Here is a 16,401-nt window from a genome sequence, read left to right on the forward strand (position 1 = left end):
TATATATAGAACCCTAACATATTTAAGATCATTTTTGCTATGCGATTTCGCTATTTGAAATAGCACTTTTATGCCTTTAGACGCAGGGTGAAACAAACAAGTGCACGAGTAGTATACTCCTCGCAAAAGAAAGCCGCGATACATCGCGGCCTATTTTTTATAGATGAGACTTAAGCTCAGCTTGAAATTTATCGAAGGTTTCGGTGACCCCTTCTCTGGGTTTACCGAACTTACTTAGTATAATGATGGTCAAGCTCGATAACACGAAACCGGGAACAATTTCATATATCCAGCTACTCAGTGACTGACCGTTAATTTCGACTGGAAGATAGATCCAGAGTAGCACAGTAACTGCCCCGACTATCATACCCCCTAGGGCGGCTCTACGAGTCATATCGCGACGGAATAAGCTAAATAAAACAAGAGGGCCAAAGGCTGCGCCAAACCCAGCCCAGGCATTACTCACCAAGTTTAAAATAGTTGAGTCGCGATCATAAGCTAGGTAAATAGAAACCAATGCCACTGCCACCACCGATACTCGTCCTGCAATAACTAATTCCATATCTGATGCCTCTTTACGTAAAAACGCCTGATAGAAATCGCTGGTAAGAGAGCTGGAGGTAACTAATAGCTGGGAGGAAATAGTACTCATTATCGCTGCCAGTATCGCCGCTAGCAAAAAGCCCCCAATCAGGGGATGGAAGAGAATTTGCGAAAGGTGGATAAATACTGTTTCAGGATCAATTTGTGTTTGTTGCACAGAGGTGACATAGGCTAAGCCAAACAATCCTGTCATGAGCGCACCTGTAATTGAGACGATCATCCAACTCATGCCAATATTTCGAGCAGTAGGAATATCTTTAACAGATCGGATCGCCATAAACCGAACAATAATGTGGGGTTGCCCGAAATAGCCCAGCCCCCATGCCATCAATGAAATAATGCCAATGATCGTAAGATGCTCCCCATCTATCGCATCTACGAAGGGTTTTAATAAATCCGGATTGATATTTTCAATAGCGGTAACTGCACCACTGAGACCGCCCAGTTCCATCACGACAACCACAGGGACCATCACAAGCGAGACGAACATGATGCAACCTTGTACAAAGTCCGTCATGCTAACCGCCATGAATCCGCCCACGAGCGTATAGGCTACAACGACCCCGGCGGTGACATACAACCCAATCTCATAACTTAAATTAAACGAAGATTCGAATAATTTACCGCCCGCCACAACGCCAGAAGAGGTATAAAGGGTGAAGAAAACCACGATCACAATTGAGGCGATCACGCGAAGAATGCGTGAATTATCAGCAAATCGATTCTCAAAGTAATCGGGTAAGGTAATGGAGTTGTTTGCTACTTCTGTATAGACCCTTAGACGCGGGGCCACTAACAAATAATTGGCTAGCGCCCCTAATGTAAGACCTACAGCTATCCATCCAGCAGATAAACCTGATACATACATGGCGCCGGGCAGGCCCATTAACATCCAGCCACTCATATCAGACGCGCCTGCGGAAAGAGCAGTGACAGCGGGGCCAAGTTGGCGTCCGCCTAACATATAGCCTTCGACATTCGTATCAGTTTGTCGATAAGCGAAAAGGCCGATGCCAAGCATCGCCGCAAAATAGAGACCTAACGAAATAATCGTGCCTGTTGCCATAGAGTTATCCTTTTTTCTTTTAATGCTAACAGGAAGTTAAGCAAGTCTCTATGGGGAGATCAGGATAGTTTTACGCGGAAAACTTAAGGCGTTGCTCTATCTTATCTTCTAACCATGATAAGTCTGCGTTTTGACCGCCTACCAAAACTACGTTGCGGTTACTCAGGTTAAGCAAAGACCCTTTAAATTGCGCGTTGGAAAATTGGTCGGGCAGCACTCGGTTTTCGTGTTCGGGTAACACGAAGACAGACAATGAGCCTTGAGCTGTTTTCAAAATCAAATGTAGAGTCTTCGCTGCGCCAAGATAGCAATAGTTAGCGACTTCTATCTCATCAATACCCTGTTCGAGGTACCCTCCGAAGCTGGCAAGTCTTGCATTGATATGCGTTAAATCAGCTGGCTTTTGAGCATGCGAAATCTCTTCCTCTACATGAGCAACATGGGTTAACAGCTGTGATTGTAAATCTGCATTTAGCCATTGGCTCCATAAAGTGAAACTCACTCCCACCACCAAGGCAATCGAGGCCGCCACCGCGAACAAACCACGTGTTTTTTGTTTTTTGCGCGTATACAGCTTAGTACTTTGTTGCCATATCAAGCGATGTGCTAAATCAGTTGGTACCGCTATATGGGTAGCTTTTTCGAGCTTTTTGTCTAACGATTTCACGTCGTTCCAAAACGCTTGCTTGCTGGCGTCAGCCTTTGCTGCCGCAATAACCGCTTCGTCAGTGGTCTGTGGATCAGCATAGACACGACGTCTGAATTCTAACTCATCCATTTTTGGCCCCTCTAAGGTTTGATTGCGTGACAAGTGCTTCACGGATCTGGTTTCTTGCTCTGAACAAACGTGTCATCACGGTGTTTTTGTTCAAATCAAGTTGCTGCGCAATTTCATCGCCGCTCATTCCAAAAATTAACTGTAAAACCAGCGGCTCTCTGTATTCAATACTTAAACCTGCTAACAGTCGTTGAATATCGCGTTGCTGCATGGACACTTGAGTGGGTTCAATTTCATCAAACAAAAATTCTTCATCTACCTCCACCATGGGAAGCTGCTTGCGCTCGAAGCGTCGTGCATTCTCTCGTTTTAAAATAGTGATAAGCCACGACTTGGCAGCGTGTTCATCTTGTAACGCGTCCAACGACTTCCATGCGCGTAAAAAAGTTTCCTGCACAATATCTTCCGCCACAGACTTATCCTTCACCAGCCATACAGCATATCGGTATATGTCTGCATGAAATGCGTGAACCAGCGCTTCATATCGTTGTTGTTTTGTCTTCATGCATGATAAGACCTGAGGTGAAGGGTTTTTATTTCAACGTGACAAAAAAAAGCCCGACATTAAGTCGGGCTAAGGCATTGCTTAGGCTTGTTTAACTTTTTTTATCCAGCCATTAATTTTTTCTTCAAGGATTGAAAGTGGAACAGGACCATCCTTGAGAATTTCGTCATGGAAGCCCTTGTAATCGAACTTGTCTCCTAATTCATCCATGGCTTTTTGGCGCAACTCCATGATTTTAAGCTTTCCTATCATATATGCCGTGGCCTGGCCTGGCATCGCAATATATCGTTCAATCGCCTTGACTGCATCCAGTTCGGGGTTCGGTGTGTTTTTAATTAGATAATCAATGGCTTTTTCTCGAGACCATTGTTTAGCGTGAATACCCGTATCCACCACTAGCCGGCAAGCACGCCATAGTTCCATCGCCAGTCGGCCAAAGTCGGAGTAGGGGTCTTTATAAAATCCCATATCTTTTGCTAGTTCTTCACTGTAAAGTCCCCAACCTTCGGTATAAGCGGTTTCACTAAGGAACTTCTGGAATTGCGGTACGCTATCTAACTCTTGGGCAATGGCGCGCTGCATGTGGTGGCCAGGAATACCTTCGTGATAAGCAAGGGCTTCCAACTGATAAATTGGCATGGACTTCATGTCATATAGATTCGCATAGTAGATACCTGGTCGGCTACCATCCTGGGCGGGGCTTTGGTAAAAGGCCTTTCCTGCTGATTCTTCACGGAACGCTTCAACCCGCTTAACGATCATATCTGCCTTCGGTATTAGACCAAAGTACTCTGGGATCGCTTTACGCATTTCATCCACTGCTTTCTTGGCCTCATCCATGTATTTTTGACGACCTTCATCAGTGTTTGCATAGTAAAACTGATCGTCATTTCGCATAAATTCAAAGAACTCTTGCAACGTGCCATCGAACTCAACCTGCTGCATGATGTCTTTCATGGCCGTATGAATTCGCTGCACGTTTTCAAGACCAATATTATGTACTTCATCGGCGGACAAATCAGTAGACGTAAAATGAGCCAAACGATTTTCATACCATTTATCGCCTTCAGGTAGACGCCAAACACCGTCCCCTTCTGGGGTTAATTCACGCTGATGCTTTAATTCGGAAATGAATTTTTCGTAGGCGGGCCGTACAGAAGTGAGAAGGGCTGCCTTGCCCTCTTCCAGCAAAGCCTGTTTGTCTGTTTCTTCAATATCCAGCGCGTTCACTTTGTTCTGGAAGTCTTCCCAAATTGAAGAAGGCTCTGCGGAAGGATCAAATGGGGCACCTGAAATGACATTTTCGGACGCCTGAATCATTTGGTCATAAGACCATTTTGGAGGAAATACTTTCTTGTTTTCACGTAACTTCATTTGCTCAATGACTTGATCGAAAAATGTGTCTACTTTATCAAGCCGGCTGATGTAAGCCTGGGCGTCGGATTTATCAGCCACCCGGTGAATGTTGATCAAAAAGCTTGGCACCATGGTATGGGCCGCCCTGAATTGATGAACTACATAGTAGTGATGACGGAACTGGTCATTTTCTAATTGTTTTTCTATTTGATGACGATACAAACGAAGGCTTAACTTTTCCTGTTCTGACAATTGGTCGGTATCAAAATTATCGAGCTCTTCCAGACGGTTTTTAGCAATAGCAATGTGCTCATCCTGACGCTCTTCGCTTACATCATCCCATTCACCGTATTGGTCACCCTTAATCCCTAAATAACTTTGAAAGAGTGGAGAGCGATCGAGATCTTCCTGGAATGTGCGTTCAAAAAAAGCATTTAAACGTTCCGATTCAGATTTTTGAGCAGGCTTGGTGGCTTCTGCAGTGCTGGTTTTTGTTTGGGTTTCTGGTGCAGGCGAACAGGCTATTACCCCTGAGATTAGTATCGCTAATGGTGTGATTTTCCACATGTGCTTATTCATTTTCTCTCCAGTTTAAACTGTTGTTTTCAATCGCTTCGGTGGTATACGACGTTATTGTGGGTAAAGGGCCGGTAAGGCGGCTTTATCCGTCGTCTTCTTCTTTTTAAATTGTTTACGTAGTGTAGCAACTTGCTTCGCAAAACCCTTGCTATCCCACGGCTGGTGTTCGTTACCATATTTACTGGCAAAAAGGTTATCGATGTAGGGTTGCAATACTTGCGTTGCAGCCCAGTCAGACGGAACTTCTACGTGCGCGGGAGCAATTGCGTTTATCCATATCATTAAAGACCTGTAAATTGTTGAGGGCTGGCCCGATTTGATATGGGTTAACAATTGCTTATATGCATGCTCACTATCTAGGAATGGTTGAACAAGGGAATCATCCCGTTTGTGGGCCAGTGTTGATTTCAGCTGGCGATACTTCCATCCTGTCACTACCCAGCCACAAAGCGTCACACACAGTAATGCACTAATAAACAGCATGATTCGAAAATTGAAGTCACTCAAAGGCCGGGCAGCCGGACTGTGCTCTGGTATTGAATTCAGATCTGTTACCGTATCGGTACTGGTCGCGGTGGGGGTATTTGCCAATGCGATGTCAGAGGCCGGTTGGACGGTGATTGTGCGAGCTGGAAGTGTGGCATATTCCGTCTTCTCGGTTAGCACATTAAACCATGGCACCGTTATTTCAGGTAATACAAAATCTCCGGCTTGAGTTGGGATCACAGCCAAAGACTCCTTGCGTTGGGCAATCAATGTTTCATTTTTGTCTACCGTTGCAGTAACCGCTTGATCAGGGTAGCGTTTAAAATGGGGGGGATAAAGCTGGGGCAGTTCGGGTAATTGCTCTTCAACAACCCCGATAGCGGTTAAGCTTACAGTTCGAGTTATGGGCTCACCGACCACAAACTTTTCAGACTGCCATTCTTCATCTAGTCTGACAAACTCGCTGGGCAACCAATGATAATCAATGCCTTCCGGTTTCGCTTTAACCGAGATATCAATATCAGGTCCAATTCGATTAACTTCCTGCGTTCGATTAAAGAAGCCAAAGCGTTGACTTGAGCTTGACGCAAGCACTTCCCCACTAAATACTGGCCCTCGAATAGTAAAGTCACCAGACTGTTGTGGAATAACAGCAAAGGTGCGTTCTATTATCTGGTAGCGACGCCCGTTAATAATGTCAGTATACTGCTTGTCCTCTCCGAGTTGCTTGATTTGCGCTTTGGCTAATTGAGGCGCGTCGAGACTGCCACGTTCGATATTGGTAGCAAAGAACAGCTTAACTGTATAGCGAATTTGCTGTTGCAAATAAACGGAATTGGCGTCTACTTCAGTGGTGACATAGTAATCTCGGGCGGGTTGTTTATCATTTTGTTTGACCGCCACCACCTCAATATCTATGGGGTTGGATTGTTTGCCTTCTATGGTAAATGAAGGGATCGTAAAGGTGCCTTTCGCGCGGGGGAAAAGGGTAGTGGACCAGGTAGTTGTCCTGGTGGTGTCAAAATTGATAATAGATGTTTTGCTACTAACCGAGGTTCTCCCCACCACAAAGTCTTTTAACAATGGAGAACTGTCGAACGCTTCGCGTTTAGCATCTCCATATGCAGTAATAGAAAGAACGAAGGCCTCATCCATCATCACCGGATTTTTATCTACTGAGGCTTCCACTTTACTCACTTCAGCAAAAGCAGTGAAAGAGAAAATTAAGCACAAAAGTGCTGCGTACAAGCATTTCATTACCATTCTCTCCGATTAGCTGGCAAGCGATCCCGTTGCCTTCTTTGCGCTTCCAGTTGCATTTTGCGCTTCAATAGATAAGCGGGATCATCTGGGATACGTCGTTTAATATTTTCAAGGCGCTGCAGTTCTTCATCACTTAAGCTATCACTGTACTCGGTGGCAACTGAGTCGGACATCTCTTCAGGATTGTCTGACTCCCCATCTGACTCTGCCGACTGCGGCTGAGTTGTTTCCGATTCCTGGCGTTGCTGATTGTCCTGCGGCTGAGGTGACTGCGCTTGCTGAGATTTGCTTTGTTGCTGATCGTCACTTTGTGATGATTGTGCGGCGTTATCTTGTTGCTGCGAGGATGATGCAGAATTGGTTTCCTCAGACTGCTGATTTTGCTGATTTTGCTGATTTTGTGCGTTTTGTTGACCTTGCTGATTTGGTTGGTCTTGCTGACCTTCAGCATTCTCATTTTGTTGTTGTTGTTGTTGCTGTTGTTGTTCTTGCTGTTGCTTTAGCTCTTCTAGCAGGGCTTTATTGTGGGCCGCGTCCGCGTGATCGGGTTGCTGAGCGAGGGCTTGCGCATACTTTTCAATGGCCTCATCAAGTTTCCCTAGTCGCGCCAAGCTATTTCCCTGGTTATAGAATCCATCGGCTGTATTTAGCTGCGAATAGGCCTCAAGTGCCGCTTGATAGTTTCCTGCTTTGTAATGCGCAGCGCCTTTCCATGCAGGAGAGATAAACTCGCTCGCTGCTTGGTCATAGGCCTCCTGCTTAAATGCTTCTAGACCGCGTTGGTCGCGATTAGAAAAGGGTGAAGAATACCAAGGGGTATTAACGGGTTCCTGTGCGTTTCGTGGCTGCGCGAAAACAGGGTCGGGCGAAGACAATGCCGATACTAAGACAAAGCAAGCAATTAAACCTCTTCTGAATGCATAAGCTGCCAAGGGAAGTAGCAGAAGCACCAGATATGGGCCTGCCTCGCGCCACTTATCACTTGCAGTATTACCTTCTTCAGTCATTTTTTTCTGCGGTCTTTTAACCGCGCTAAGTAGTTTTTTAATGTCGCTATCGGTGGTCGACAAAGTGGTGTATACCCCATTGCCGGCATGGGCTATCGAACGAAGCGGTGACTCATTCAATTTTGCAATCACTATACTGCCATCTGCAGCTTTTAGTAGTTCTCCACTTATCTGTTTAATTGGGGCTCCCGCTGGGGTACCAGTTCCTACCACATTTATCACATAGGGGCGTTTATCGATATAGTCTTGCAATTCTTTTGCCTGTGAAAGTTCAATTTCATCGGTAAACCAATAAATATTTCCGCGTTGATAGCCTGCATTAGCTAGCAATTCAGACGCAGTTTGAATACCAAGAAAAGGATCGCTTCCCGGGACAGGCATAATTTCGGGTCTCAAGCTGGGAATAAGCGCGGTCAAATTGGCTGCATCCGTCGTAAGTGGGCTGATGGTAAATGCATCCCCCGCGTACGCGACTAATCCCATTTCTCCTTCACCAATCGCATTAACCAAGTCAATTGCTTTATATTTAGCGCGGGTCAGCCTGTCTGGAGTTAAATCGGTAGCGCGCATTGAGAGCGACATATCCATCACAATCACATGTCCTGCCTTTACCTGAAATACCGGTTGAGGCAGCCGCTCCCAGGTCGGCCCTGCCAGTGCTACTACGGCGATTATCCAGCCTGATGCTAGTAGCCAGAAGGGGGGACGGCTTAATGCGTTACCCTGGTTAATTACCATAAATCGATACAGGTGGTTAGACACAATGCTTTGCCAACCAGATCTTCGACTGACATGTTGTTTAATGAGCCAGTAGAGTAAGCCAAGGGGGATAAGCGTCATAAACCAGAGAGGACGTAAAAAATGGAATTGCTCGATAATCGCCATGTTTTAACCTTCTGACATCTTAACAGCTGCACCCGGGCGTGACTGCCAGGCATTCCTACTCAAAAGGAGCAGGGCAGGAAGCGTACTAAACAATAAGGCGAGGGCTAACGGATAATAGTACAAAGCCGTAAGTGGACGCATTTTTTGCTCATTGCCTTCCACAGGTTCCAGTTCATCCAAAATGGCGTAGATTTCATTAAGTTCATTTGCATCTCGAGCACGAAAATATTTCCCCCCGGTGGATTCGGCCAAGTCACTTAACATTGCTTCATCCAAATCTTGAGAGGGATTAACTCGTCTACTGCCAAAGAAATTTTGAATAAGCATCTCATCAGCACCAACCCCGATGGTATACACCGTGGTATTGCTTGCAACCGCCAATTCCTTTGCTTGGGCTGGGGTAATGTTGCCAGCGGTATTTTGACCATCTGTTAGTAGCACAATGACTCGATTGGTGTCCTCTTTCTGATCAAAACGTTTCACAGCTAAACCGATCGCATCACCAATGGCTGTCTGTTCTCCTATTAACCCGATAACCGCTTCGTTCAATAAGGTTGATACGGTTTCTCTGTCGTAAGTAAGGGGGGCCTGCACGTAGGCAGTATCGGCAAATAATATGAGACCAAGGCGATCGCCAATACGGCGTTGAATAAAGTCATCGAGCACGCTTTTGATCATGGTTAAGCGATTCACCTGTTGTCCGTTTATTTGCATGTCGTCGATTTTCATGCTGCCTGATAGATCCACTGCCAGCATCAGTTCGCGGCCTTCAGAGGGGATACTAACGGGTTCGCCCAGCCATCTGGGTTGGGCTGCCGCAATGATCAGCGCTAGCCACGCGAGAGAGTTTATGATGAACACAACCCGATTATTTTGGGTTAACTTTTCCGGCGCAGCATGTTGCGGCATCAAGCGGGGAACTTTAAGTGCAGCCATATCGACTTGATTCTGCGCAGGGAAAAACCAGCGAATAAGCAGCGGTAGGGGCAGTATGAAGAAGGCCCACCACCAAGCGAAATCAAGCATAGGGGACCTCCGTTTTGATATCAGGGGCCGGTTTACTGAAACGAGCACGTTTTAGCCAGGTAAGACACGCTCGCTGACAACTTTCAAAATGATCAGCATTGAGCGGTTGTGGTTGATAAAGTGCTTGTTGAAGTTGATTGAGTCCTGACACTGTTTTGCTTTTTTTAGCGTTTTGGGCCAAACATTCAAGCAAGAATTGTTGCCAACGCTGACCATACAGGGCTGCCACATTTTGCGTATCGTAATAATAACTGGCAGTACGTTTCAAGATAGCGTTTTGCTGTTGTGCCCAGTCGGGCTGGTTAGCTTGCAGCGCTTGAATTTCTCTAATGGCTTGCCGTTTTGCCTGAAAAAACTGGTGTCGCTTATATAACCAATATATCGTGACCGCCATCCCCACAAGGGCGAGTAATATTAGCACCCACCATCCCCATGCTAACGGCCAGGCGCTTACAGATTCGGGAACATGGATATCTTGAAGTTGTGCTAAGGGATCTGAAGAGGTTTGCATTTGCATTACACCGACCTCATGCTGAATTGAAGCAGCTGTTTATCTAATTCAGTCCCCGCGCTCACGGTATGATAGCGAATTTTGCTTTGTTTGAAGAAATTTTGTAAGCGTTCATTTTCGATAGAACGCCAGCTCTGGTATTGTTGGTTGACCTGACTATCACCTAACATCCAGTTTTGTTCTTGTATCCCATCTGTGACCTTAACAAGTTGCTTTCCCTTTATTTGTGGAAGGCTTAGTTCGATGGGGTCGTAGATCTTCACCGCATGAATTTCACAATGTCGCGCTGCGGAAATCAAGTGTGCCTGAGCCATCTCAGTTAAGTTAGCGAAATCAGAAATAAAGTAAATTAAACTACCGGGCTTTACCAACCGCCTGACGCGTAAGCATGCTTGCTCCAGAGTATCTGCTGCAGGCGCGTTAACTTTATTTTCAAGCGCATTTTTTTGCATTGAAATTAACTCATGACAAACTGATAGTACTGCGCGTTTGCGTGACAAAGGTTTACATTCACGATGTGCTGTATCGTCAAATAATAGTGCCCCGACCTTGTCTCCACGTGCTACGGCAGACCAGGCAAGTAAGGAAGCTAAATGAGCGGCTTGTACCGCTTTAAGCATCAATTGGGTGCCAAATTGCATTGAAAAAGAAAAATCACAACATAAAAAAACGGGCCGCTCTCTTTCCTCGCGATAGACTTTGGTATGAGTTTTACCAGTACGGGCTGTAACGCGCCAGTCTATTGCTCTGATATCATCGCCAGGTAAATAGTGTCTTGCTTCATCAAATTCCATTCCCCGTCCCTTATCACGGGAAAGATATTGCCCGGAAAGCCTGGCTTGCAACGTTCTCCTTGGACTTAAATCCACCAGCCGGGTAAGTTGCTGATAACGCAACAACTCGCCAACGCTCAAATGTATGCCGTCAGCGTGTAATTGGGATAATAACGATGCTACCTGTTGCATAAGAAGATTCAGGGTACAGGAACTAGCTTGAGAATATTATCCAGAACAGCTTTAACCGTAATGCCTTCCGCTTCTGCTTGGTAAGACATAATGATGCGGTGTCTTAATACGTTATGCATGACCACCTGAATATCATCGGGGCCTACAAATTCGCGTCCTGCAAGCCACGCATGCGCTCTAGCGCAACGATCCAGGGCGATTGTCGCCCGTGGGCTTGCGCCAAATTCTATCCAGGCGGCCATTTTGCTGTCGTATTTTTCTGGTGTGCGTGTCGCCATTATCAGTTGAACAATGTATTTTTCCAGCTCAGGCGCCATGTGCAGTGCCAGTGATGCTTTTCGCGCTGCAAAAATGGCGTCTTGGGACAATGTCGCAGGGGGGGGAGTTGGCGTATGCAACTCTTCCTGACGAGTTAACTGTAATATGCTAAGTTCGGTTTCTGCGTCGGGATATTCAATTTCCACGTGCATCAAAAAGCGGTCAAGTTGTGCTTCCGGGAGAGGGTAAGTCCCTTCTTGCTCTAAAGGGTTCTGGGTAGCCATCACCAGAAATAAGGGCGATAAAGGATAGGTTTTATTGCCTACCGTTATTTGCCTTTCAGCCATAGCTTCCAGTAATGCCGACTGCACTTTAGCGGGAGCCCGGTTTATTTCGTCTGCCAGCACCAGGTTATGAAATAACGGTCCCTGCTGGAATACAAACTCACCCGTTTCCGGGCGATAAATATCCGTGCCAGTTAAGTCTGCCGGCAACAAATCCGGGGTAAACTGAACACGATGAAAATCTCCATCCATCCCATTGGCCAGAGCATTAACCGCACGGGTTTTCGCTAAACCTGGCGGACCTTCCACCAAAAGGTGGCCATCTGCCAGTAACGCGATCAGCAAACTGCGGGTTAGCTGACTTTGTCCAATGATTTGCGTGTCTAAATAAGCATGTAATTGCTTAAACTGCTCTGCTGACATAGCGAAGTCACATCCAGTTGTTTTTCTAATGGTTAATCATATGAGGCCTGAAAAATTAACTTCAAGGCTTTAGTGAATTTGATTCTATAAGAGATAAACAATAAGGAAATTCAAAAATCGAGAACTGGTCGAATTCCGTAGATAAAAGGCAATCCTTTTAGCAGAAAATATAATGAATATTTCTTTCATACCAATTAATCGGGCATTTGAGCAGATATTTGCTATTTTCTTCAATGTTTGTAAAAATCTTGCTTATTACAGGTCAGACCACTTAATGTGGCATTAATTCAGGTGCAATATGTCAACAAAACAAGTCGTTACAACTCGTTCAGGCGATCGAATCGCGATCGTAGCAGGCTTACGGACGCCATTTGCGAAAATGGCTACTTACTTTCACGGTGTGCCAGCGGTCGATTTAGGCAAGATGGTGGTGAATGAGTTATTAATTCGTCATGGAGTCGGCCCAGATTTAGTCGATCAGGTGGTGTATGGTCAGGTAGTACAAATGCCTGAAGCGCCGAATATTGCGCGCGAAATTGTGCTCGGAACCGGTATGAACGTGCGTACCGATGCCTATAGTGTTTCTCGCGCATGTGCGACCAGTTTCCAGTCCACGGTTAATATTGCTGAAAGTATGATGGCTGGTAATATTGAGGTAGGGGTAGCTGGTGGCGCCGATTCAACCTCAGTTTCACCCATTGGTGTGTCTAAGAAACTAGCAAGAGCACTAGTGGATTTGCAAAAAGCTAAAACGATGGGGCAGAAATGGAACATATTCAAAAAACTTGGCTTTAAGGATTTGCTCCCTGTGCCGCCAGCCGTAGCGGAATATTCGACAGGCTTGTCGATGGGCCAGACAGCGGAACAAATGGCAAAAAGCCATAACATCAGCCGTGAAGAGCAAGATAAATTAGCGCATCGTTCGCATACCCTCGCGGCGCAAAGCTGGGAAGAAGGCAAGCTTAAAGAAGAAGTGATGACTGCCTATGCGGAACCTTTTAAATCCGCGTTTGAGCGTGATAACAATGTTCGCTTTGATTCCACCCTGGAAGGGTACGCAAAATTACGACCTGTATTCGACAAAAAATATGGTTCAGTGACGGCCGCCAACGCAACACCGTTAACTGATGGTGCATCAGCGGTGCTGATGATGACAGAAAGTAAAGCCAAAGCTTTAGGTTATAAGCCACTTGGCTTTATCAAAAGTTACGCATTTTCTGCCATCGATGTCTGGGAAGATATGTTGATGGGGCCCTCTTATGCAACGCCTATCGCACTCGATAGAGCAGGGATGTCATTAAACGATTTGACACTCATCGAAATGCACGAGGCATTCGCTGCACAAACATTAGCGAATGTGAAAATGTTCGCCAGTGACAAATTTGCTCAGGACAAACTAGGTCGCAGCAAAGCGACGGGCGAGATCGATATGGATAAATTCAATGTGATGGGCAGTTCAATTGCTTACGGTCACCCTTTTGCCGCAACGGGGACGCGGATGATTACCCAGATGTTAAATGAGTTAACTCGCCGAGGCGGTGGCACAGGCCTTGTAACTGCATGTGCAGCAGGTGGTTTAGGCGCAGCAATGATTGTGGAGACAGAATAATGGGCGAGCAGGAAACAACAACCATGAGTAGTGAACTAACTGACAAGCAGAGTGCCTTTACCCTCACCCGGCAGGATAATGGTATCGCCATCTTGACAATGGATGTACCAGGCGAGTCGATGAATACGCTGAAGAAAGAATTTGGCGAAGAGATTAACGCTGTCCTCGATGAAATCGAAGGCGATGCATCAATCAAGGGAGTGGTATTGACCAGCGGTAAAAAGAACTCTTTTGTTGCGGGAGCCGACATTTCAATGCTGGCAGCCTGTGAAACACAGGAAGATGCCCAGGCTTTGGCTGAGGGGGGGCAGGCTGTGTTTGACCGTATCGAGCGCCTCCGACCCACTGTGGTGGCTGCGATTCACGGCCCTGCACTTGGTGGAGGCTTAGAACTGGCTTTGGCATGTCATTATCGAGTTTGTAGCGATTCAGATGCTACCCAGGTAGGGTTGCCAGAAGTACAGTTGGGATTGTTACCAGGTAGTGGCGGCACACAGCGCTTGCCCCGCCTTATCGGTATTCAGCAAGCCATGAAGATGATGCTGACAGGTTCCTCAGCACGAGCTAAACAAGCGAAAAAATACGGTATCGTTGACGAGGTTGTGCCCCATAGCGTTTTGCTTGATGTGGCAATGAAATTTGCGGGTAAGAACAAGCCTGAGCGAAGTGCTCCCCAAAAAGGACTTTTAAATAAAGCGCTCGAAAAAACGGGTTTTGGACGGGACTTTATGTTTAAAAAGGCACGTCAGCAAACCCTCGGTAAAACCAAAGGCAATTATCCTGCCCCTGAAAAAATCATCAATGTGATTGAAGAAGGGATGAAAAATGGAATGCGTGCAGGGTTGGCGGCCGAAGCGAAAGCGTTTGGCGAACTCGTCATGACGCCAGAGTCGTATCAACTTCGGCAGATTTTCTTTGCTACCACCGAAATGAAAAAGGAACAAGGTGTTCAGGGCGTTTCGCCACAAAAAGTGAACAAGGTCAGTATCCTGGGTGGCGGATTAATGGGGGGTGGGATTGCCTATGTCACCGCCACCAAAGCCAAAGTGCCCGCACGAATCAAAGATATTCGTGCTGAAGGTATCGCCCACGCAATGAAATACAGTTACGACTTGCTTAATAAAAAAGTGAAACGCAAGTTTATGCGCCCCTCTGAAATGCAAAAGCAAATGTCGTTGCTGACTGGTACATTGGATTACCGCGGTATGCAGGATTCAGATATTGTAATTGAAGCAGTATTTGAGGATGTTGGACTGAAACAACAAATGGTGGCGGATGTTGAAACAAACTGCAAACCCGAAGCTATTTTTGCTTCTAATACCTCTTCCATTCCAATTAATCAGATTGCCGCAAAAGCGCAGCGTCCAGAAAATGTAATTGGACTCCATTATTTCTCCCCTGTTGATAAAATGCCGTTGGCTGAGGTTATCGCGCACGAAAAGACATCGGATCTAACGATATCTACCACTGTAGAGTTTGCCCGCAAACAAGGCAAAACCCCTATAGTTGTTAAGGACGGCGCAGGTTTCTACGTGAATCGTATTCTGGCGCCTTATATGAATGAAGCCGCTAATTTAATTTTAGCGGGCGAACCTATTGAGCATATTGATAAGGCCTTAGTTAAGTTTGGCTTCCCGGTTGGACCTGTAAAATTGCTCGATGAAGTTGGCATAGACGTGGGTACCAAGATCATCCCCATCCTGGTTGATGCGTTCGGTGACCGGTTCGTGGCACCTGATGCATTTGATAAAGTGCTTGAGGATGGCCGGAAGGGCAAGAAAAATGGTAAAGGATTCTACTCCTACGAAGGTCAGACACCTGGGAAAGAGGTTGACGAGTCAATTTATACGTTATTAAACGTATCGCCTTCATCCACATTAAGTCAAAAAGAAGTCGCAGAGCGTTGCGTGTTGATGATGCTAAATGAAGCCGCTCGGTGTCTGGAAGAGGGGGTAATTAGGAATCCTCGTGATGGTGATATAGGCGCAATTTTTGGGATCGGCTTCCCCCCTTTCTTAGGAGGCCCGTTCAGATATATGGATACACTGGGCATCCGACACGTGGTGGATCGTCTATCTCATTATAGTGAGACAGTAAACAGTAAGTTTAGTCCAGCTGATGTGTTAGTAAAAATGGCAGAAAATAACGAACAGTTTTATTAATTTGTTGATAAAATGTAAAAAAACCGCGCTCTGCGCGGTTTTTTTATGCCAACCTTTCATAAATACTAGATTGTTTGCATGATTTGTGTACAATCCCCACCCTTTAAGCGATATAGCATGTTTTTACAGGTCAAGCATCTTGGTCTGTTATAGTAAAGAGGTTGTGATGATTGCGCTTTTACTGATTCCTATCTTAAGTAGTTTGTTTTTCTATGTCGAAGCATTCAAATCGGGTATGAAAGCAAAAGCATGGGCTATCGCTGGCTTTTTTGTCGGCCCTTTTCTTATTCCCCTATTCACCATCAGTCGTCATGTTGCCGAGCGTAAAGCGACAGGATTTAATAATCTTTATTTGCGGGCATAAAAAAAGAGACTATTAGTCTCTTTTTTGGCAATTAAAAAGTAACTATCTTCTAGTATCACCAGGCTTTGTAGTTGTTCTTAACTTTGTAGTATTTTTATGAGCTTGAGTTTCTGTAGCAACTTCTTTCATATTAATCGGAGCATTTTGTAACCCCTCATCATTGCTAGCAACTGGAGCACTTGTAGTGATGGCTAATGCTACGGCGTAAGCTTTCAACATGTTAATATCCTCTGATTTTTTATTTTAAACAATACAAACACCGACTGACATT

General features: G+C 45.7%; 14 protein-coding genes. 3 read left to right on the top strand and 11 right to left on the bottom strand.

The window, feature by feature from the left end; all coding sequences use genetic code 11:
* Positions 1–157 precede the first annotated feature (157 nt).
* From putP to OPS25_RS04630, 10 genes are all read right to left on the bottom strand, one after another.
* Entirely contained in the window at positions 158–1,669 is a 1,512-nt protein-coding gene (gene putP / locus OPS25_RS04585; protein WP_265616468.1) for a sodium/proline symporter PutP, read from the bottom strand.
* A gap of 70 nt (positions 1,670–1,739) precedes the next feature.
* The gene (locus OPS25_RS04590) at positions 1,740–2,447 is read right to left on the bottom strand and encodes a DUF3379 family protein (protein WP_265616469.1); all 708 of its coding nucleotides are present in this window, start codon (positions 2,445–2,447) and stop codon (positions 1,740–1,742) included.
* The gene (locus OPS25_RS04595; RefSeq protein WP_265616470.1) at positions 2,440–2,952 is read right to left on the bottom strand and encodes a sigma-70 family RNA polymerase sigma factor; all 513 of its coding nucleotides are present in this window, start codon (positions 2,950–2,952) and stop codon (positions 2,440–2,442) included. The genes OPS25_RS04590 and OPS25_RS04595 overlap by 8 nt, the downstream gene beginning before the upstream one ends.
* 81 nt (positions 2,953–3,033) lie before the next feature.
* Positions 3,034–4,887 (bottom strand): DUF885 domain-containing protein, encoded by a 1,854-nt coding sequence (locus OPS25_RS04600; RefSeq protein WP_265616471.1) that lies wholly within the window; start codon positions 4,885–4,887, stop codon positions 3,034–3,036.
* A 51-nt stretch (positions 4,888–4,938) separates the two neighbouring features.
* Positions 4,939–6,630, bottom strand: a complete 1,692-nt coding sequence (locus OPS25_RS04605; protein WP_265616472.1) for a BatD family protein — start codon at positions 6,628–6,630, stop codon at positions 4,939–4,941.
* Positions 6,630–8,528 carry a vWA domain-containing protein gene (locus OPS25_RS04610; protein WP_265616473.1) on the bottom strand — a complete coding sequence of 633 codons (1,899 nt, stop codon included), beginning with the start codon at positions 8,526–8,528 and terminating at the stop codon, positions 6,630–6,632. Before OPS25_RS04610 ends, OPS25_RS04605 begins: the two co-directional genes overlap by 1 nt.
* A 3-nt stretch (positions 8,529–8,531) precedes the next feature.
* Complete coding sequence (locus tag OPS25_RS04615; RefSeq protein ID WP_265616474.1) at positions 8,532–9,554, bottom strand: vWA domain-containing protein; 1,023 nt, start codon at positions 9,552–9,554, stop codon at positions 8,532–8,534.
* Positions 9,547–10,071, bottom strand: coding sequence for a DUF4381 domain-containing protein (locus OPS25_RS04620; protein WP_265616475.1), 525 nt, complete (start codon positions 10,069–10,071; stop codon positions 9,547–9,549). The genes OPS25_RS04615 and OPS25_RS04620 overlap by 8 nt, the downstream gene beginning before the upstream one ends.
* Positions 10,071–11,030, bottom strand: coding sequence for a DUF58 domain-containing protein (locus tag OPS25_RS04625; RefSeq protein WP_265616476.1), 960 nt, complete (start codon positions 11,028–11,030; stop codon positions 10,071–10,073). Before OPS25_RS04625 ends, OPS25_RS04620 begins: the two co-directional genes overlap by 1 nt.
* A gap of 8 nt (positions 11,031–11,038) precedes the next feature.
* Entirely contained in the window at positions 11,039–11,995 is a 957-nt protein-coding gene (locus tag OPS25_RS04630) for an AAA family ATPase (RefSeq protein ID WP_265616477.1), read from the bottom strand.
* Between the two features lie 298 nt (positions 11,996–12,293).
* Here OPS25_RS04630 and fadI point away from each other — a divergent pair, with 298 nt between their 5' ends.
* From fadI to OPS25_RS04645, 3 genes are all read left to right on the top strand, one after another.
* Entirely contained in the window at positions 12,294–13,604 is a 1,311-nt protein-coding gene (gene fadI / locus OPS25_RS04635; protein ID WP_265616478.1) for an acetyl-CoA C-acyltransferase FadI, read from the top strand.
* A 23-nt stretch (positions 13,605–13,627) separates the two neighbouring features.
* Positions 13,628–15,766 carry a fatty acid oxidation complex subunit alpha FadJ gene (gene fadJ, locus OPS25_RS04640; RefSeq protein WP_265616479.1) on the top strand — a complete coding sequence of 713 codons (2,139 nt, stop codon included), beginning with the start codon at positions 13,628–13,630 and terminating at the stop codon, positions 15,764–15,766.
* Between the two features lie 166 nt (positions 15,767–15,932).
* A complete protein-coding gene (locus tag OPS25_RS04645) occupies positions 15,933–16,130 on the top strand; it encodes a hypothetical protein (RefSeq protein ID WP_265616480.1) in 198 nt (65 codons plus the stop codon).
* Between the two features lie 42 nt (positions 16,131–16,172).
* Here OPS25_RS04645 and OPS25_RS04650 read toward each other — a convergent pair whose 3' ends face one another.
* Positions 16,173–16,349: a hypothetical protein gene (locus tag OPS25_RS04650; protein ID WP_265616481.1), complete on the bottom strand. Its 177-nt coding sequence runs from the start codon at positions 16,347–16,349 to the stop codon at positions 16,173–16,175.
* Positions 16,350–16,401 lie beyond the last annotated feature (52 nt).

Origin of the sequence: Alteromonas aquimaris (assembly GCF_026183695.1) — a bacterium.
In the GTDB taxonomy this organism is placed as follows: domain Bacteria; phylum Pseudomonadota; class Gammaproteobacteria; order Enterobacterales; family Alteromonadaceae; genus Alteromonas; species Alteromonas aquimaris.